General features: G+C 39.7%; 15 protein-coding genes. 10 read left to right on the top strand and 5 right to left on the bottom strand.

The genetic code is table 11. The features are described from left to right. The first annotated feature begins 69 nt into the window (after nucleotides 1–69). Complete coding sequence (locus tag ACSYTE_RS02725) at nucleotides 70–2,514, top strand: Xaa-Pro dipeptidyl-peptidase (protein WP_491717182.1); 2,445 nt, start codon at nucleotides 70–72, stop codon at nucleotides 2,512–2,514. Nucleotides 2,515–2,559: 45 nt separating this feature from the next. Further along, the gene (locus ACSYTE_RS02720) at nucleotides 2,560–3,471 is read left to right on the top strand and encodes a proline iminopeptidase-family hydrolase (RefSeq protein ID WP_491717181.1); all 912 of its coding nucleotides are present in this window, start codon (nucleotides 2,560–2,562) and stop codon (nucleotides 3,469–3,471) included. Between the two features lie 30 nt (nucleotides 3,472–3,501). Here ACSYTE_RS02720 and ACSYTE_RS02715 read toward each other — a convergent pair whose 3' ends face one another. After that, a complete protein-coding gene (locus ACSYTE_RS02715) occupies nucleotides 3,502–5,805 on the bottom strand; it encodes a glycoside hydrolase family protein (protein ID WP_491717180.1) in 2,304 nt (767 codons plus the stop codon). 39 nt (nucleotides 5,806–5,844) lie between these two features. Next, entirely contained in the window at nucleotides 5,845–7,398 is a 1,554-nt protein-coding gene (locus tag ACSYTE_RS02710; protein ID WP_491717179.1) for an ABC-F family ATP-binding cassette domain-containing protein, read from the bottom strand. A gap of 144 nt (nucleotides 7,399–7,542) precedes the next feature. On the opposite strand from ACSYTE_RS02710, the gene ACSYTE_RS02705 reads away from it, so the two are divergent. The 7 genes from ACSYTE_RS02705 to ACSYTE_RS02675 all read left to right on the top strand — a co-directional run bounded on the left by ACSYTE_RS02705 (nucleotide 7,543) and on the right by ACSYTE_RS02675 (nucleotide 14,022). After that, entirely contained in the window at nucleotides 7,543–7,923 is a 381-nt protein-coding gene (locus ACSYTE_RS02705) for a VOC family protein (RefSeq protein WP_491717178.1), read from the top strand. Nucleotides 7,924–7,943: 20 nt separating this feature from the next. Then, on the top strand, nucleotides 7,944–8,615 hold the full coding sequence (locus tag ACSYTE_RS02700) for a CPBP family intramembrane glutamic endopeptidase (protein ID WP_491717177.1): 672 nt from the start codon (nucleotides 7,944–7,946) through the stop codon (nucleotides 8,613–8,615). Nucleotides 8,616–8,737: 122 nt separating this feature from the next. After that, on the top strand, nucleotides 8,738–10,354 hold the full coding sequence (locus ACSYTE_RS02695; RefSeq protein WP_491717176.1) for an APC family permease: 1,617 nt from the start codon (nucleotides 8,738–8,740) through the stop codon (nucleotides 10,352–10,354). 387 nt (nucleotides 10,355–10,741) lie between these two features. Next, nucleotides 10,742–11,737 (top strand): tryptophan ABC transporter substrate-binding protein, encoded by a 996-nt coding sequence (gene trpX, locus ACSYTE_RS02690; protein ID WP_491717175.1) that lies wholly within the window; start codon nucleotides 10,742–10,744, stop codon nucleotides 11,735–11,737. Further along, entirely contained in the window at nucleotides 11,734–12,633 is a 900-nt protein-coding gene (locus tag ACSYTE_RS02685) for an ABC transporter permease (protein WP_491717174.1), read from the top strand. Before trpX ends, ACSYTE_RS02685 begins: the two co-directional genes overlap by 4 nt. After that, entirely contained in the window at nucleotides 12,626–13,396 is a 771-nt protein-coding gene (locus tag ACSYTE_RS02680) for an ABC transporter ATP-binding protein (RefSeq protein ID WP_491717173.1), read from the top strand. The genes ACSYTE_RS02685 and ACSYTE_RS02680 overlap by 8 nt, the downstream gene beginning before the upstream one ends. A gap of 101 nt (nucleotides 13,397–13,497) precedes the next feature. Continuing rightward, complete coding sequence (locus ACSYTE_RS02675) at nucleotides 13,498–14,022, top strand: hypothetical protein (protein WP_491717172.1); 525 nt, start codon at nucleotides 13,498–13,500, stop codon at nucleotides 14,020–14,022. Between the two features lie 51 nt (nucleotides 14,023–14,073). Here the strand turns inward: ACSYTE_RS02675 and ACSYTE_RS02670 are convergent, their stop codons facing one another. Together ACSYTE_RS02670 and ACSYTE_RS02665 are read right to left on the bottom strand one after the other, a co-directional pair. Next, nucleotides 14,074–15,600 carry a glycosyltransferase gene (locus ACSYTE_RS02670; RefSeq protein ID WP_491717171.1) on the bottom strand — a complete coding sequence of 509 codons (1,527 nt, stop codon included), beginning with the start codon at nucleotides 15,598–15,600 and terminating at the stop codon, nucleotides 14,074–14,076. A 17-nt stretch (nucleotides 15,601–15,617) separates the two neighbouring features. Next, the gene (locus ACSYTE_RS02665) at nucleotides 15,618–17,237 is read right to left on the bottom strand and encodes a glycosyltransferase (protein ID WP_491717170.1); all 1,620 of its coding nucleotides are present in this window, start codon (nucleotides 17,235–17,237) and stop codon (nucleotides 15,618–15,620) included. A gap of 190 nt (nucleotides 17,238–17,427) precedes the next feature. Here ACSYTE_RS02665 and ACSYTE_RS02660 point away from each other — a divergent pair, with 190 nt between their 5' ends. Then, nucleotides 17,428–17,937, top strand: coding sequence for a YbhB/YbcL family Raf kinase inhibitor-like protein (locus tag ACSYTE_RS02660; protein WP_491717169.1), 510 nt, complete (start codon nucleotides 17,428–17,430; stop codon nucleotides 17,935–17,937). A gap of 40 nt (nucleotides 17,938–17,977) precedes the next feature. On the opposite strand, the gene ACSYTE_RS02655 is transcribed toward ACSYTE_RS02660, so the two are convergent. Beyond that, the gene (locus ACSYTE_RS02655; protein ID WP_491717168.1) at nucleotides 17,978–18,304 is read right to left on the bottom strand and encodes a hypothetical protein; all 327 of its coding nucleotides are present in this window, start codon (nucleotides 18,302–18,304) and stop codon (nucleotides 17,978–17,980) included. Nucleotides 18,305–18,328 lie beyond the last annotated feature (24 nt).

Below are 18,328 nucleotides of genomic sequence, written 5' to 3'. Positions count from 1 at the left end.
TTTATTATTTTTAATTCATAATTTTGTTAATATCTATTTTAATTATAACAAATCATAGGAGGTTTTTAGATGAAAAACCATCAATTTGCTTTAGTTCCCACTGAATTTCCGAAAATCGTTACGGAATTACATACGATTAGATTCTTAGATGCTGAAAATGAGCAACTCCCCGTCAAAGAACTCCTGCACAGTTTTTTAAATCGGGTCCTCGTTAATTACCGCACGAATACTAGCAAACAAATTGCACTTTTCGACCTAATGGTTGATGAAAAACAAGACGCCAGCAGTTTTTTTAAACAAAATGGCCCCGTTACCCAAACTAATTTTTATAACCTAGCGTTGCAATTATTACATTTTCAAACCAACGAAGATTTTTCACTTGCAAACCCACTAGTAAAGTGGCGAGAATTTAACCTGCCGCTGCCAGAGCAGCAAACAAGTCCATTTGATTCTAAAACGCTCATCACGGCGTGGTATCAATTGTTAAATACCCACACTAAGTTCGGGCAGACCTACCTCGATGATCTAGCATCAAATGGTTATCTAGCACAGTTTCCTGATCTGCCTAAGCCGTTAATTTTCAACGGCAAGACCCAACCAGTTTTTAACACTGATCATTTAATTCGCGAAGTCGTTTATATTGAATCTGATCTAGATACCGACAACGATGGCAAGCGCGATCTATTAATGGCACACGTCATTAGACCATCAGAAACTGAACATGGTTTAAAGGTCCCGACGCTCTACACTGCGAGTCCATATGATCAAGGGACCAATGATATTGCGGGGGCTAAATTGACCCATCGAGTTGACCAACCGATTGCACGGAAAGAGCCGAACCAATTAGAATTATCAGATATTGAAAGTCAGCCAATCAATAAGCCACTACCTGCTAAGCGGCCTGGCAACGGGAAGACGACTAAACATGCCGAAGAACACTTTAATAACGGTTGGGGATACACATTGAACAACTATTTCTTAGCACGAGGCTTTGCGGTGGTGTATGCTGCTGGGATTGGGACTAAGGATTCTGATGGATTACGAACCACTGGTGATCATGCTGAAACCCTTTCAACTACGGCCATCATTGAATGGTTGGATGGTAAGCGCAACGCATTTACTAACCGTTGTGGAGAAGTCAAGATCGAAGCTTGGTGGTCCAATCACCACATTGGGATGACGGGGCGCTCATACCTTGGGACCCTGCAGACGGCTGCGGCTACAACCGGAGTCGAAGGCCTTAAAACCTGTATCTCAGAAGCAGCCATTTCAAACTGGTATGATTACTACCGCGAAAACGGGCTTGTCGTAGCCCCTGGTGGGTTTCAAGGTGAAGATGCCGATGTATTAGCCGAAGAAACGTTCAGTCGGGAACAAAAAGCAGGTGATTATTACCGCATCAAGAATAAGTGGCAAAGCCAGCTTGCTGATATTACCAGGGAACAAGATCGAACCACTGGTAACTATAATCAATTCTGGGATGCAAGAAACTACCTTAAACAGGTGCAAAACATTAAGGCTGACATGGTATTAGTTCATGGGCTGAACGATTGGAATGTTAAACCGCGCAATGTGGAAAATCTCTATCAAGCATTAAAAAAGGTCCCCGTTGAAACCAAACTATTCTTGCACCAAGGGCAACACATCTATATCAATAACTTTCAATCGCTCGATTTTACTGACATGATGAACCTATGGTTATCCAACAAACTTCTCGATGTCGACAATTCGGCAAACGACTTGATTCCTTCGGTTACGATTCAAGATAACGTCAAACCAGCTACTTGGCATCAACTAACGGACTGGAGTAGTAACCAAGTAACTAAACAAATTAATTTGAACGATCAAAATCAAATTAGCCATCCTTACGACCACGTTACCCCATCCTTTAAGGATAAACTCAGTGCCGAACAAATGGCTCAATACACTAAGAATGAAAAAAACGGGCAATATGATCAATGGTTGAACGACCTAGTTGCCACAAGCGATTCGCCAATCGCTAACACGCGGTTAATTTTTCAATCTAAACCCCTTCAAAATTCAATCACCATCGATGGTAAGGTCAAATTAGACCTCACGATGGCCAGTGACCATAACGTCGGGTTAGTGAGTGCCATGCTGATTGACTATGGTGATGCTAAGCGATTGAATGTCCACCCAACCACGCTTGGCTTGAACGTAATTAATGCTGGTTACCAATGGACCAAGGACTCCTTGAAGGAATTTACGCTCCAAGACAATCCGACCCCGTTCAAGATGATTTCAATTGGCCATTTGAACATGCAAAATCGACAAAATAGTTACCGCGTCAACGAACTCAAGGCCAACCAATACTACAATTTATCCTTCGAGCTACAACCAACTTTCTATACCATCCCCGCAGGTCGAAAACTTGGCCTAGTTGTATATGCAACTGATCTATCGATGACCGTACGCGGTACAATGGGCGTAAGCTACCACCTAAACACTAATCAATCCTCAATTACAGTGCCCCTGCTTCACAAAAAAGATTAAAAAGTGGTAAGATAATAATTAAATAATTAGAAATGGGGACTTTAAATGAAACCAGGCACTAAAATCATTACCTTAGATAACGGGTACCATCTTTGGACCCATACTTCAGGCACCGGGTCAATTCACCTGCTCGCTTTACATGGTGGGCCTGGTGGCAATCATGAATACTGGGAAGACACTGCTGAACAATTAAGAAAACAGGGGCTATCAGTTCAAGTCCACATGTATGATCAACTAGGATCGTGGTACTCTGATTCTCCTGATTTTGATGACCCAGAAATCGCTAAAAAAGTATTGACCTACGACTACTTTTTAAATGAAGTCGAAGAAGTCCGTCAAAAGCTAGGCATCGATAAGTTCTACTTAATTGGCCAATCATGGGGTGGGTTGTTGGTCCAACTATACGCCCAAAACTTCGGTGAACACCTCAAGGGTGCAATCATTTCTTCGATGGTCGATGAAATTGATGATTATACTAAGCATTTAAATCAAATTCGTGAACGGGAATTTTCACCAACCGAATTAGCATTCATGAAGGAATGTGAAGCTAACAATGATTATGATAATGAACGTTATCAAAATGACGTTGATAAGCTTAACCGCGGCTACATTGATAGAAAACAACCGCCTGCCATTTCACACTTGACTAGCACCGCTAATACCACTATTTACAATGCTTTCCAAGGTGACAATGAATTTGTGATCACTGGTAAATTAGGTGAATGGCATAATACTGATCACTTAAAGGATAATCACGTCCCCACACTGGTTACGTTTGGTGAACATGAATCCATGCCGATTGAGACTGGAAAACGAATGGCCAAAATGATTCCAAACGCCCAATTCGTTTCAACACCAGAAGGTGGACACCACCACATGATCGATAATGCCCCCGTTTATTACAAACACTTGGCAGACTTTATTCGTTCCGTCGAAAACGACACTTTTAACAAGTAAATAAAAAAGACCGCATTTAGCGGTCTTTTTTTATTTAGTAACGTAGCCAACCTTATTATTAACCTTTACTTGATACCAGTATTGGCCATTAATATTAACCATCTTTTGGACTGCTACGCCCTTAGATTTTTTACTTATTACGCTAAATTTACTCCCATTCGGATTCGTGTAAAGTTTAGCTCCCTTTTTCAGGGTAATTTGTTTTACGCTGTTCGCAACTTTAGCAGAGAGACTGTTTAACCATTTCGTAAATTTACTTTCAATCTTAACAAGGCTACCATTGGTTTGCGCATCATTTAATCCGCTAAGGGTCGTTTGTAATTGACTTTTAACTGAAGATGCCACCGATTTATATTCTGTCCGACTTAAGGTCGCCTTAAAAGAACGAATCAGATTACTTTGATAGGCATTCACACGTGTTTGAGCTTGTTGCTTAGCAGCCGTGAACAATGCTTGCTTGTTATCACTAGTAACGGTCTGATTATCAACCTTAAATGCTGAATAATTGACTGTTGCATCGTTAGAAACCACCATATTATAACCACTATTTTGCTTATAACTAAGCGTCATTAACGTGTACATTTTATGAATTTCTGGTAGGTATATTTCGATCGAACTATTATCAACATACAAGACCGCATTCTTAACCGTCGTCCCGAGGTCAATGGTTTCGGTTTTATCCATCGTTTTGTTAATATCCCAAGTCCTACTAATCGTTAATTGCTTACCCTTTAATTGCAGATTAACGTTATTGTTGGTCCCATCCTGCCTTGTCAGCTTAATGGTTTGATCACCACTGAAGTTTAAGTCCACCTTATTATTAGTTCCCACTGAAAATGAGGACTTAGCCTTCACATCGTAAGTGCCAATCTTACTTGAATTGGGTTCGATTGGATCGACTAGGAAGTTACCATTCTTATAGGTAATCGTCCGTGCTAGCGTATAACTACCAAAGTGGTTAATGTTATTATAGTTAAAAAGGTTCGGTGAATAAGTCCAATTGCCTAACCAAGCCATTGAGATTAACTTATCGGAGTTCACTGAGGTGTAGTTAGCAGCAAAGTTATCAAACCCATCGTCCATCTTCGTAACCTTAGAATCTGAATCCTTAACAAAAATTCCATCAGAATTATACGAACCGGTTAATACATAACTACCGCTTTGGTTACCAGTATAGTCCTTACTTCCGGCAATAAAGAACATCATTGGTTGCCCACTAACTTCCTTAATAACTGGCATTTCAGAAACATGATAACCAGTTAGGTCAATTGTGTATTCAGGATGATAATCCCAATTTAACCCATCAGAACTAGTTAATACATACATCCGATCGTCTAATCCACCGGCAACGTAAGCAACAAAATTACCGTTTTTGAGTCTAGTAACGTATGGATCTCTAAAATCATCCTTAGTCTGTAGTCCATCGATCTTTTTAGGATCCATAACTGGGGTTGGCCCGTATGGATGGAACTGGCCATCATTGTTACTGTACGCTAAGAAGATGGTCTGGCCACCAGAAAAGTTAGTAAAGTAAGCTAGTTTAGCATCTTTTAAAATGGTGTTGCCGTATTCATCCTTTGTAAAATGGCCATCATTGTTCAAGACCGTTCCAGAAGCCGCTGCCCCCCAAGGTAGGCCGTTGAGATTAGTGTCAGCGACTTGAAATGAAGTCCCGTTAGTACTATTAGTATAGTATTTATCAGGAATTGCAACGTTATTAATACTAAAGCGATTCGATGGATCAAAGTCCCTAAAGGTCTTAAAATCAGTCGTTACCATGTGCTTCCATTCGTATTGGACCCCTTGCACCTTAGCAAGTGGCTGTGCTAGATAATAAATATCCCAGTATTCCACTGATCCATCACTATTATAGTGGGGAATCATGGATTGAATATCGTTTGAATATCCATCGGAGGCATTAAAATGGAAATTTTGGTTCCAAGTCGAATCAACTACGTCTGGATTTTTAGCAACAAAGCTATTCATTGTATTAATCGTTTGGGCATTTACGTCCACACTTGCACTCGCATAAGAAATTGCCCTGCCATTAATTACATCTGCACTACTCGATGCAACTGAGGCAGCTGAGGATGCCTTATTCGCACTACTCGATGAACTGGATGCTGATGATTTAGCCTTCGTTGCTTGAACCGTGGCCGTGGTAGCTGTATCTTTTGCAGCTGTAGTCATTGCAGTCGCTTGCGTTTGGTTATTGCTATCTGCACTTGCGGTTTGATTAAAAGCACCTGTCGCTGCCAATGTTAATAACAATGTGGTAGCGTATAAATATGGTTTTACGTTCGTTTTAATTTGATTTCGCTCCTTACTAAACAAGAAGTGCCGCAACGGTTCAACCCATTTCGGCACTCAATATTACTTAGGCTGAGCTCTTAAACTCAGCTTTTCAACATCAATTACTTTATCGATCAAATGATCATAAAATGATGATTCGTGGCTAACGATAATGGCGTTGCCAGGAAACTTATTAATTGCCCGCTTCAAAGAATCCTTCGTTTCATCATCCAAATGATTTGTCGGTTCATCCATGATCAAGAAATTACTAGGGACAAATTCCATCATTGCTAATTTGACCTTAGTTTGTTCCCCACCAGAGAGGTCATTCATTGGCTTGCTAACGTTATCAGGACCAATTCCACACTTAGCCAGTTTGGTTCTGATTTCACGTTGTTCGAGCTTAGGAAAACGATCTTGAACAATTTGCATTGGGGTCATCTGCGGATTACTCCATACTAAGTCTTGGCTAAAGTAATTTACCTTTGCAGAAGGCGAAAATTCAGCCTCACCACCAAGTGGTTTGATTTTACCCAAGATACTCTTGATCAAGGTCGATTTACCAACCCCATTGAATCCCTGTAAGCCAATCTTTTGATCAGTCGTAACGGTAAACGTCACTGGTTGTAACAGGGGCTTCGTGTATCCAACCGAAAGATGGTCAACGGATAATGCATTCTGCGAACCAGTATCTAAGTATGGGAAATCAAACTTAGCATGTTCATTTGCTGAAGGCGGATCAACGATGTCCATATGGGAAAGTTGCTTTTCACGTGACTTAGCCATCTTAGACTTACTCCCCGCTTTGTTCTTGCGAATAAATGCCTTCGCCTTTTCAATTTCAACTTGTTGCTTTTCATAAGCCTTTTCTTGGGCTTTTTCACGTTCATCCTTTTGGCGCATCGCCTGTTTAAAACTACCACGGTACTTATGGATTTGGCCAAACGCAACGTTTAAGATACAGTTAGTGACCTGTTCCAAAAAGTCATAGTCATGGGAAATAACGATAAAAGAGCCATCAAAATGATTTAAATAATCTACCAGCCAGTCAATATGAGCCGTATCCAAGTAGTTAGTCGGTTCGTCCAACAAGATCACTTCTGGACTTTCCAAAATTAATTTTGCCAGAATAATTTTGGAACGTTGACCCCCACTCATATTGGCAACGGGTTGATCACGACCAACGTCATCTAATCCTAATCCCGTAATCACCTGTTCGATTTTGGTCTGGATATCATAGAAACCATTTGCTTCTAATTGTTCTTGGATGCGTCCCGCTTTTTCCAAAAGCTTATCATCCATATTAGTAGCGTATTCTTCATATAATTTAGCCATACGGTCATTCATATCATAAAGATCTTTATATGCGGTATGAAGAAACTGAATCAACGTCATCCCATCTGGAATATCAGCATATTGGTCCAAATAACCGATGCTGACCCCTTTTTGCCACTTGATTGAGCCCGTCAAAGGAAGCTCGACACCAGTAATAATTTTAATCAGTGTACTTTTCCCGACTCCGTTTTGCCCAACAATTCCCATGTGCTCTCCCTTATTGAGTTGGAAGTCAGCATCTTCATAAAGGGTTTTGTCTGCAAAACTCATGCTCAAATCCTGAACATCAAGTAATGCCAAAATGTTTCACTCCTTATTTTTGTTCGTACAATCTGCTAATTATATTGTAAACTGTTCAGCCCGCTTTTACCACCACTTTAAGATTAAGATTTTGCGGCTATGTTATAATGTTTCTGTTAATTCAAGATAGGAAGGAAATTTAAAATGAAGATTAAAGATATTGACAGCATTACAGTGACCGTTGCTAACTTAGAAACCACCATGCGTTTTTACCATGAAGTATTTGACTTACCAATTATTAGTATGGATGGGGACCACCTTGCAATTCAAGTTGGTCATCAAAAAATCATTTTTGTAACCAAAGAAGTTGCTAGTGCAGAATCAATTGCAATGCCAACTCCTGGGAGCAGTTGCATTTCATTGATCGTAAAGGATTCACTCGATTATGTTATAAACCACATGGCGAATTATGGTGTCGACATCGTCAGCGGCCCTTCCGAAATTCAAGGTAGCAACGGTAAAATGAACGCCGTTACGGTCTATGATCCAGACCGTAATCTAATTCAACTTTGTGAAACCAAGTAAGGACTTAGTGAGGCATTATTATGAAATACATCAAAACCCAAAGCTTCAAAATTCTCAAATTCATTGGTTTCATTCTCGTTTATTTAATTGGTGATTTCTTTTTGAGCTTTGTGTCCCCTCATCAATCGACCAGCACCATCTTCTTCGGGCTGGTCATTGCTTTGGTCGTGGCCTTGTTTTGTCTGGCCTTTATTATCTGGCGTTACAACAAGCAACTCAACAAGCGCAATCCATTTGGCTTTGGCACCAAAAAGATTGACAAACGGGCAATCATCCAACTCTGCTTAATCTTTGCACTCTTGATGGCCATGCAATTTGTTTGGCAAGCACTAATTAACGCCAAGTTCTTGAGTGAACCCAGTAATGAAAATGCCCTCAATCAATCAGTAAAACAAATGTTTTGGCCTAATTTTATTGATATTAGTTTTATCGGCCCCATATTTGAGGAATTCATTTTCCGCGGAATCTTTTTCAACTACTTCTTTGCAATTGAGAAGGGTGGCCTGCATAAGTGGTGCGGAATCATCGTCTGTGGAATGGTGTTCGGCTTTATGCATACCCTTAATTTCAGCGTAAATTGGATGTTCTATTCAGCAATCGGTTGGATCATAGCATTCACCTACCTGCACTTTAAGGACGTTCGCTATAGCATCACCATTCACATGCTCAATAATTTATCTAGCTTTTTATAAAGATTGTGAAATCAGTATTGGTTAACGGAATGAAAGCGTTTAACATCCCGCCAATACTGATTTTTTCATTTGCAATTATTATTATATTTGATAAAATACTAAAAGACCGTGAAAGGAGAACTATGTCAAAACAAAATAGTAAAAGTAAGATTGGTTTGTTTCAAATTGTAATGTTAGGTTTAAGTTCCATTATTGGTTCAGGATGGTTGTTCGGTTCTTGGGAGGCTTCAAAAGTCGCCGGACCAGCTGCAATTATTTCCTGGGTCGTTGGAGCAATCGTGATTGGTTCAATCGCATTTAATTACGTTGAATTGGGAACGATGTTTCCTGAAAGTGGTGGAATGAGTAAGTATGCTCAATACTCGCATGGATCCTTGCTAGGGTTCATTGCGGCGTGGGCAAACTGGGTATCCCTAGTTACTTTAATTCCAATTGAAGCCGTTGCCGCGGTTCAATACATGAGTTCATGGCCTTGGTCATGGGCGAACTGGACCAGAGGGTTTTTAAGCAATGGAGAAATTACTAATGAAGGACTATTAATTGTCTTCTTATTCATCTTGGTATTTACCCTCTTGAATTATTGGTCAGTTAATTTATTAGCGAACTTTACTAGCTTTATTTCAATTTTTAAGCTAGGGGTTCCAATCATCACGATCATCATGTTGTTAGTATCTGGTTTCACACCGCAAGACTTTAATAACCCTGCATTAGGTGGCTTTATGCCATACGGAAGTGCTTCCATCTTTGCAGCTACGACTGCTTCTGGGATCATCTTCTCATACAATGCCTTCCAAGTGGTTATTAATATGGGACGTGAAATTGAAAATCCGAAAAAGAATATTTCACGTGGGATTATCATCTCACTTGGAATTAGTACTGTGATTTATGTATTACTTCAATTTACATTTATTGGTTCGATCGAACCAGCAAACCTTGCCCATGGTTGGCACGGTGTTAACTTCAATTCCCCATTTGCTGATATCGCAATGGGACTTAACCTTTATTGGTTAACAGTGATGCTATATGCAGATGCGTTCGTATCACCATTTGGAACTGGAGTTTCATTCGTTGCTCAAACTAGTCGGACCCTTGCCGCAATGGTTACAAACGAACACATGCCTAAATTCTTAGGTAAAATCAACAAACGTTGGGGTGTGCCACGGGTTGCGATGGTTGCCAACTTGATTATTTCAGTATTGCTAGTGGCATCGTTTAGAAGTTGGGCTACGCTTGCCAGCGTTATCTCTACTTCCACATTGATTGCCTACCTAACTGGACCGGTAACGGTGGCCACTTTAAGAAGAATTGCGCCAAACTTTACGCGGCCAATTCGATTGAAGTTATTAAACTTCATGGCCCCATTTGCCTTTGTGATGGCTAGTTTAGCCACTTACTGGGCTAAATGGCCAACAACGGTTCAAGTTATCTTAGTAATCCTATTGGGGCTTCCATTCTACTTCTACTTTGAATGGAAAAACCAATGGAAGGAAACTAGAAAACAATTTATTTCTGCACTATGGATGATCGTCTACTTGATCTTCTTATCAGCAGTCTCATACCTAGGTAGTAAGGACTTTAATGGAATCAACTTCCTCCCATACCCACTCGACTTCGTTGTAATTATCGTAGTTGCACTGGTATTCTACTACTGGGGAATTTCTAGTTACAGTTTCCAAACTGATGATGATTTAGATAAAGCAAAAGAAGTAAATGATACGGTCGATGGAGATTTAAAATAATTGAACATCAACAAGAAAGAGGTTAGCAAAATTGCTAATCTCTTTTTTTTGCTTGACAAACATTTAAAGAATATATTAAAATAAATCTAATCTTAAAAGTAGAAAGGAGAAAGAACCAATGAATAATATTAAATTAGCTTACTCATCAATTCGTTGGCAAAACCGGTCATAAGTCGTTATCTTCAAACAGATACGGCTTCCTTTTATCATGCAAAGGCGTATCTGGACCGGCTCTTTCTTCAAAGAAATCATTCAGCTTGTTCGGACAAAACTTAAACCGGTCAAAGCTGAACCCAATTAAGGCGAACTGCTTAGGACTGTCTAAGTAGTTCGCCTTTTTGTTTCCATTATGGTTTTAACGTTTAAATAATATTAAGGAGATTGATTATGAAACGAATGTATGCACTCATCACCATCCTGTTCGTATTTCTTGGCTTCGCATTCTTCCAAGAAAAGAACGCTACCACCACTACTAGCGCAAAGATCCCGACATTAGGAATCTTACAGTTAATGACCCACCCTTCCTTAGATGCCATTCACCATGGAATCATTCAGGGACTTAAGGATAGCGGATATCAACCTGGTAAGAACATTAAAATTGACTACCAAAATGCGCAAAATGATCAAAGTAATCTAAAGACCATGAGTACCAAGTTTGCCAACGAAAACGCCACTGCCTCGGTTGGAATCACCACCCCATCCGCTCAGGCATTAGCTAGCACCATCCATAATAACCCAGTGATCCTAGGTGCCATCACCGACCCCGTTGGCGCTGGTCTAGTTTCCAACTTAAAACACCCAGGCGGTCATATTACAGGGGTCGCCAATGGTTCACCACTCCAAAAGCAATTGAACGTCATCAAGGCCTTCATGCCCAAATTAAAGACCCTTGGTATTATCTATACATCTAGTGATCCATCATCAACTTCCCAAGCTAAGCAATTCGCAATTCTTTGCAAAAAGGAAGGCATCGATCTTAAAACATACACAATTGCTAATTCAAACGACTTGAATCAAGTTTCCAGCCAAATGGTTAGCAAAGTCCAAGCCGTATACGTTCCTAACGATAACACGATTGCTGCAGCAATGGACACCTTAGTTGCCAACGCAGATAAATCAAACGTCCCTGTTTTTCCTTCAGTCGACTTCATGGTTAAATCTGGTGGAATCGCTACTTACGGAGTTGATCAATTTCAAATGGGGGTAACCATCGGTAAAATGACTGCCAAAATTCTCCGTGGTGAAAACCCAGCTACCACCCCAGTTAAGAGATTCCAACAAGGTAAGATGATCGTTAACGTTAAGCAAGCCAAGAAACTACACATTCAGATTCCAGCTTCAATTATGAAAGAAGCTGAAACGAAGGGAGAGGTTATCAAATGAGTTTAATTGTATCTGCTATCGGTCAAGGGCTCCTCTGGGGTGTACTTGGCATCGGACTATTTTTGACATTTCGGATTTTAGATTTTCCTGATATGACGGTCGAAGGGACCTTCCCAATGGGGGCTGCAATCGCTGCTGCCATGATCGCCCATGGGTATTCACCAATCGTTGCGACCCTTTGTGCATTTATCGGTGGGGCCATCGCAGGGTTAGTGACCGGACTATTGTATACCAAGGCCAAGATTCCAGTGTTGCTATCAGGAATCCTAGTCATGACAGCCGCCTACTCAGTTAACCTAAGGATTATGGGAGCTGCGAACGTATCACTATTAGGCAAGGGGAACCTTTTGAATGCTAAAATTTTCCAAGGACTCCCTAATTACTTCAACAGTGTGTTCTTAGGATTGATCGTCATTACAATCGTAACGATTGCCATCATTTACTTCTTACAAACTGACCTAGGACAAGCATTTATTGCCACTGGTGATAACGAAACCATGGCGCAATCATTAGGAATCAACACCGATGCAATGAAGTGCTTAGGCGTTAGCGTTTCTAATGGTGTCATTGCCCTTGGGGGTGCCCTTGTTGCACAAAATAATGGGTATTCAGACGTCAACATGGGAATTGGAATTATCGTTGTCGCATTAGCATCCATAATCATTGGCGAAGTCGTCTTTGGCAACCTAACTATGAATCAACGACTCGTTGCCGTTACGCTTGGTAGTATCCTCTACCGATTCGTTTTACTAATCGTTCTACAACTTGGTTTCAATGCCAACGACTTGAACTTAATTTCATCAATTATCTTAGCACTATGCATGAGTTTGCCAGCATTCAAGGACAAGTTCAATTTAATGCACACTTTGAAACGGGGGTTCGAACGCAATGAATAAACCAATTTTTCAATTAAAAGACGTTGTTAAAACCGTCCACCCAAACGGTGGGAAACCATTAAACATTTTAGACCACGTTAGTTTAGATATCTATCCAGGTGATTTTATTACTATCCTAGGATCGAACGGGGCTGGAAAATCAACATTCTTCAATGCCATTGGTGGTAATTTACCGATTACTTCTGGACAACTATTATTGAATGGCAAGAATATCACTAAAACGTCAGTTGCTAAACGGACCCAATTTCTAAGCCGTGTTTTCCAGGATCCAAAGCTAGGGACCGCCCCACGAATGACGGTGGCTGAAAACCTGTTACTTGCTGAAAAGCGTGGACAAAAACGTTTATTAACCCCCCGCCATTTACGGCGTCAAATGGGCAAATATCAACAAATAACAAGTCAGTTGCATAATCACCTTAGCGACCGCTTAAACACCCCTACTGGTAATCTTTCAGGAGGTCAAAGACAAACGCTCAGCTTTTTAATGGCCACCATTAAAAAACCTGAAATCTTGCTATTAGATGAACATACGGCTGCATTGGACCCTAACACTTCCCAAGAATTAATGGAATTGACTAATCGCACCGTTCAAGAACAAAAACTTACCTGCTTAATGATCACCCACCATTTAGATGATGCAATTAAGTATGGCAATCGACTAATCGTTTTAAATCAAGGCCAGATTGAATATGATATTCGAGGGACGGAAAAACAATCCATCACCAAACAAGATTTATATCAATTCTTTGACCCTACTAATTAAATATTAAAAAACCGCAGCAATGTCAAAAATAGGCATTGTCGCGGTTTTTTGTTATAATATAAGTTAATGCTAGATTAGCATTAACTTATGGAGGGATATATTTGAGTAAGCAAGAACCGCAATCGCGAGTCAAACGCTACGACTTTAATGGGAGTCAAAAACAACCCAATCAAGATCCTAAAAATTTCAAGGTCTGGCCCTGGATTTTAGGATTAGTAATCGTAATTGGAATGCTAGTAGTTGGGATTAAGTTTTTGACCGCTAACGATAATAACCAAGCTGGACAATCATCGTCATCAATGGTTAGTGCTAGCAGTACCAGTGCTAGTTCATCCAGTAAAAATAGCGCTAGCTCCAGCAGTAAAACTACGCATAGTAATAGTACTAATAAGAGTTCTAATAAGGGAACTAACGCTAATAACCACCCAGCTAATGATAGAAAAAGCCAAAATAACCCTGCTCCGCAGAATAATGGAGGTTTTAGTGCACCACGTCAATTCAGCTCAGTTTCCGATGCCACCAATTGGGCGAAAGCAACCCAATCTAGTTGGATTCAAGCTGGTTATAATAACTATACAATTACATCTGATGGGCAAGGATATTACGTTTTAAACTTTACTAAATAAAAAAAACTGTGAATTGAAAAATTCACAGTTTTTTTATTTGCTTAGGTCAAATTATTTAGTAACTTGATCCCATTGCTTATTAACGTTTTCAGAACTGAATTCCTTAGCCTTAACTAATGAACCGTTGCTTAACTTCTTGAATAGTTTACTGTCTAGTAAAATTTCATCGATCTTACCAGCAGCTTCACGAACGTTTCCTGCAGGAATTAGGTAACCATTAACGTCGTTGTCAATGATATTTCTAGGACCGTAGTTAACATCGTAAGCAACTTCAGCTAATCCGTATTCAAGTCCGTTTACCAATGACATACTCAAACCTTCACCGAATGAAGTTTGGATAATTACTTTGGCGGCACTTAGTACCTTTTCTTTATCTTCGCCAACAAGGTAACCCTTGAAGTCAACGTTAGTTTCAAGACCTAACTTCTTAACTAAGTTCAATAATTCTTGACGATATTCTTCTGATTCAAAGTAACCGACAACATCTAAGTGGATGTTTGGAACACGGTTCTTAGCAAAACTAACAATTTGAATTAATTGATCGATATGCTTGTCATGGAAGATCCGACCAACATAAACAACGTTGTTATCACGGTCATCTTCGAGTGACTTCCGAATTTCAGCTTCTTTTTCAGCAAATAATGCAGTATCGAAGATTGCGTAAGTCTTAATTTCTGGGAAAAGACGACTTAAGTCATCACGTTGTTGTGGAGTAGAAACAATTAAACCATTGTAGTCACCTAAGTGATTGTGGAATAACGTTTCAAGGATTGGGTATAACTTACCCTTTGCGCTACCAGCTAAGTTAGCATCAGTTGTTTGTTCGTTGTGTAAGAATTGGTACTTACCAGCAACATTCTTAATCCGTGCAACAACTTCAGTTAAAGTAGGACGGTCGTTAATTAGAACCGTCTTTTCTGGGTCAGCAATTTCATTTAAGAAGAATTCGAATAGGTCATCTTCAGTATTGAAACGGTGGTTCTTACCCTTGTAGTTCAATAACTTGAACATGGTTGGGTGAACTTGACCATTGATGTTCATGTGAGTAATTTCCATTACTGGATTACCTTCGTAATCAAATAGGATTTCATGACCTACTTGACCATCTGGATGAAGGTATTGAGTCTTAGAACGGAAACCACGTCCATCCCAGACATCACGACTACTAGTGTTACCGAAACGGTCGTAGAAATCAACCGTTCCAATTTCACCAACAGTAAGTGGGAAGATGTTTACTTGTGCAACAACCTTACCCTTTTGTTCAACGTATGATTTGTTGTTATCAACACCATCGATCTTGTATTCATTTTTATCAACCATGTCTGAATAACGTAAGAAAGCATGCTTGTGAGGAACATCAGTAACTTTTTGGAAGTAATCGTACATGTTTAAAATGTCGTCATTACCCAAACCATACTTTTCAATTTCTTGATGAAGACCTTGATTGTAATTACGAGTAACAATCTTTGAGTCTCTTTTGTTCTTTTTAAATAATTTTTGACGATTCATTGCGGAAAATTCAGTTCCGGAATTGAATGTAAAAATGTTTTCGTTTACAAATAAAAACGTTTTAGTCATATCTATTCAGCCGCTCCTTAATCTAGTTTTTCGAGACCCTTTTCAATATCAGGGTTCCATACTGCCATCTTGTGCTTCCACTTCTTAGCAGCGTCATCTAATAATTCCTTCCAAGCCTTCCAAACGTTAGTTTCTGAGTAACGCTTTGAAAGTTCGTAGGCCTTGTCAGACATCTTTTGTAATTGATCAGGATTGGTGAATAAGTCGGTCATGTGTTGCCCCATCTTCTTGTAGTCACCATAATCAACGATGTAACCATTTTCTTTGTCCACTACTAATTCGTTAGGACCATAGTTAACATCGTAAGTAATACCAACATCACCTTCGGATTGAGCTTCCATCATGGCCAAGTTAAAACCTTCCATGACAGATGCTAAACCGTAGATTTGAGCGTTCTTTTGAACGATGGAAACGTTGTTAACGTAACTGTGAATGTGCACAGCATCTTCCATGTGGTAATCCTTGATAGCAGCATTAATCCGCTTCATTGCAATATCATCATTGGAGTGATCAATGTATCCATAAAGGTCAACAGTCACTTCTGGAACGGTCTTACGAGCGATCCCAGCAGCCCGAATCACCTTATCCAATTGCTTTTCAGGAGCGATACGAGCAGTAGCAATAACGCTACCGAACTTCCGATCCTTCATTGGAATCCGTGGTTCGTCAAAGTGCTTATCAGGAATAACCCCAACTGGAATCGTGAACATCGCAGCCTTAGGAGCAAAACGGTATTCAACATCTTCAGTTTGCTTATGGGTAGCAGAAATGATGGCATCATATCTGTTAGCATCAGTTAAACTGTATTCGTAGTTGTTGTTCATGATAGAAGTATTTGGCTTTTGAGCATCACCAGCGTGTGAGTTATGAAGGTGCAATACAGTGTATGCAGGTTCACGTAATTCTGGTAATAATTCTTCATATAGATCAGAACGGTCCATGATGAAGATATTTGGCTTAGTTTTACGAAGATATTTGTGGTTATTAGCGTTTAAGAATTCAAGAAGAACACCATCAATCGTGTCGTATTGACGAACAGTTCCCTTGCGATCAATAGTCTTCCAACCAGACTTGTCCATCTTACCTTGAGCATTTAAGCGGTAGTAGTCTTCAACAACTGGACGACCATCAACGCTGTACCAAGTTTCAGTAGCGATCTTGTTATCTGGAGTATACCATTGAACCATTGACTTGAATCCACGGTAATCGTAGAAATCAACACGGTACAAGTTAGCAAAACCATCAAAAAGTTCTACTGATTGAACACGCTTGTCATCGGTAATATCCTTACCAAAGCAGTTAACACGAGCAATGATTAACTTGTCTTTGAAAACAATTACTCGGTTGTGTTCATCGTCATTTTGGTAAGTTAAATCAGAAACCCCAAAATCAAGGTCTTCTGGTCTAACTGCCTTTTCCTTAACATCTTCTGCTTCTTGGAAGAAATCAAAAAGGTTTAAGATTTCATCATCATGAATCCCAACGTTGTTCAAGTGGAAATGAAGAAGTGGGTTCCATTCGCGAAAGACTAGCTTGTAAGCTTCTTTATTCTTACGGAAAAGAAACGCTCTTTTTAATTGAGCATGTTCGATTCCTGAATTTTTAGCGTTAAAGCTTGAGTTCATAAAAAAGTTCATAAAATTAATTACCTACCTTATGTAACGCTTATTTTCAGTAACATCAAGTACTGTCTAGAGGTTATTATATAATAAAACGCCGAATTAAAACAGTGATAAATGATAAATTATCACCATAGTTAAGAAAGACTTTAATATTTAACTTATCAGTAATATCGTATAATAATATTAATGAAGGGAGTCTTTACTTATGAATATTAACGTTCCACTAGAAAATAACCATCTAGGTAATAAGTATACAAAGCATGCAGAAAATAGTCAAAAAATCGGAAACGTTCCATTTATTTCTTTTCCAATTGAAATCAGTGGGGTTCCCGATGGAACTAAATCTTTATCACTGGTGATGCTCGATTGGGATTCGATTCCAGTTTGTGGGTTTGCCTATATTCACTGGGTCGCTGCTAATATCGATCCTAATACCACGACGATTCCCGAAAACGCTAGCCACGAGGACCTAATTCCGCTCACTCACGGTAAAAATAGTACTGCTGGTCCATTAGCAGGGCCACTGGATCCAATCATCAGCGAGCGCTATTTAGGCCCCACCCCTCCCAACTGTGATCATGAATATACCTTAACTATGTATGCGCTAGATACTAAGTTAAACTTAAACGAGGGATTTTGGCTCAATGAAATGCAATCCGCAATGAATGGACACATTCTTGATCAATCCAGCGTTCAGTTAAAAGTTTTACAATAATCCAAAAAAACAGGCCAACGAAAATTCGCTGGCCTGTTTTTTATTGGGCTGCCACATCGTATGCAACATCGCCTAAATGCATCAATAACTTATCAGCATCGTTTTTAAAATCATTTACAAAGCTATCACTAGCTGATTTTTCTTCGTGAATAACGTGATTAGCTAAATCAAAAATTTGAAATCGATCAGGAGCCGTGAGCCTAGCAGTATCATAGTGCCCCTCTTCTGCTTCGTCTAAATAAATTTGAAACAAATTTTCAACCGTTTTAGCAATAAATTCATCTGGGTCGACCTGTTTACCAGCATCTTCTAAATCGATTAGGGCATGCTTTACTTCACGCATGTTTTCAGGAATATATTCACTCATTTTAACCAACCTCTCAAACTTTAT

The sequence above is a fragment of the Nicoliella sp. ESL1120 genome (assembly GCF_058508515.1).
This window is presented reverse-complemented; position numbering and strand designations above follow the sequence as displayed.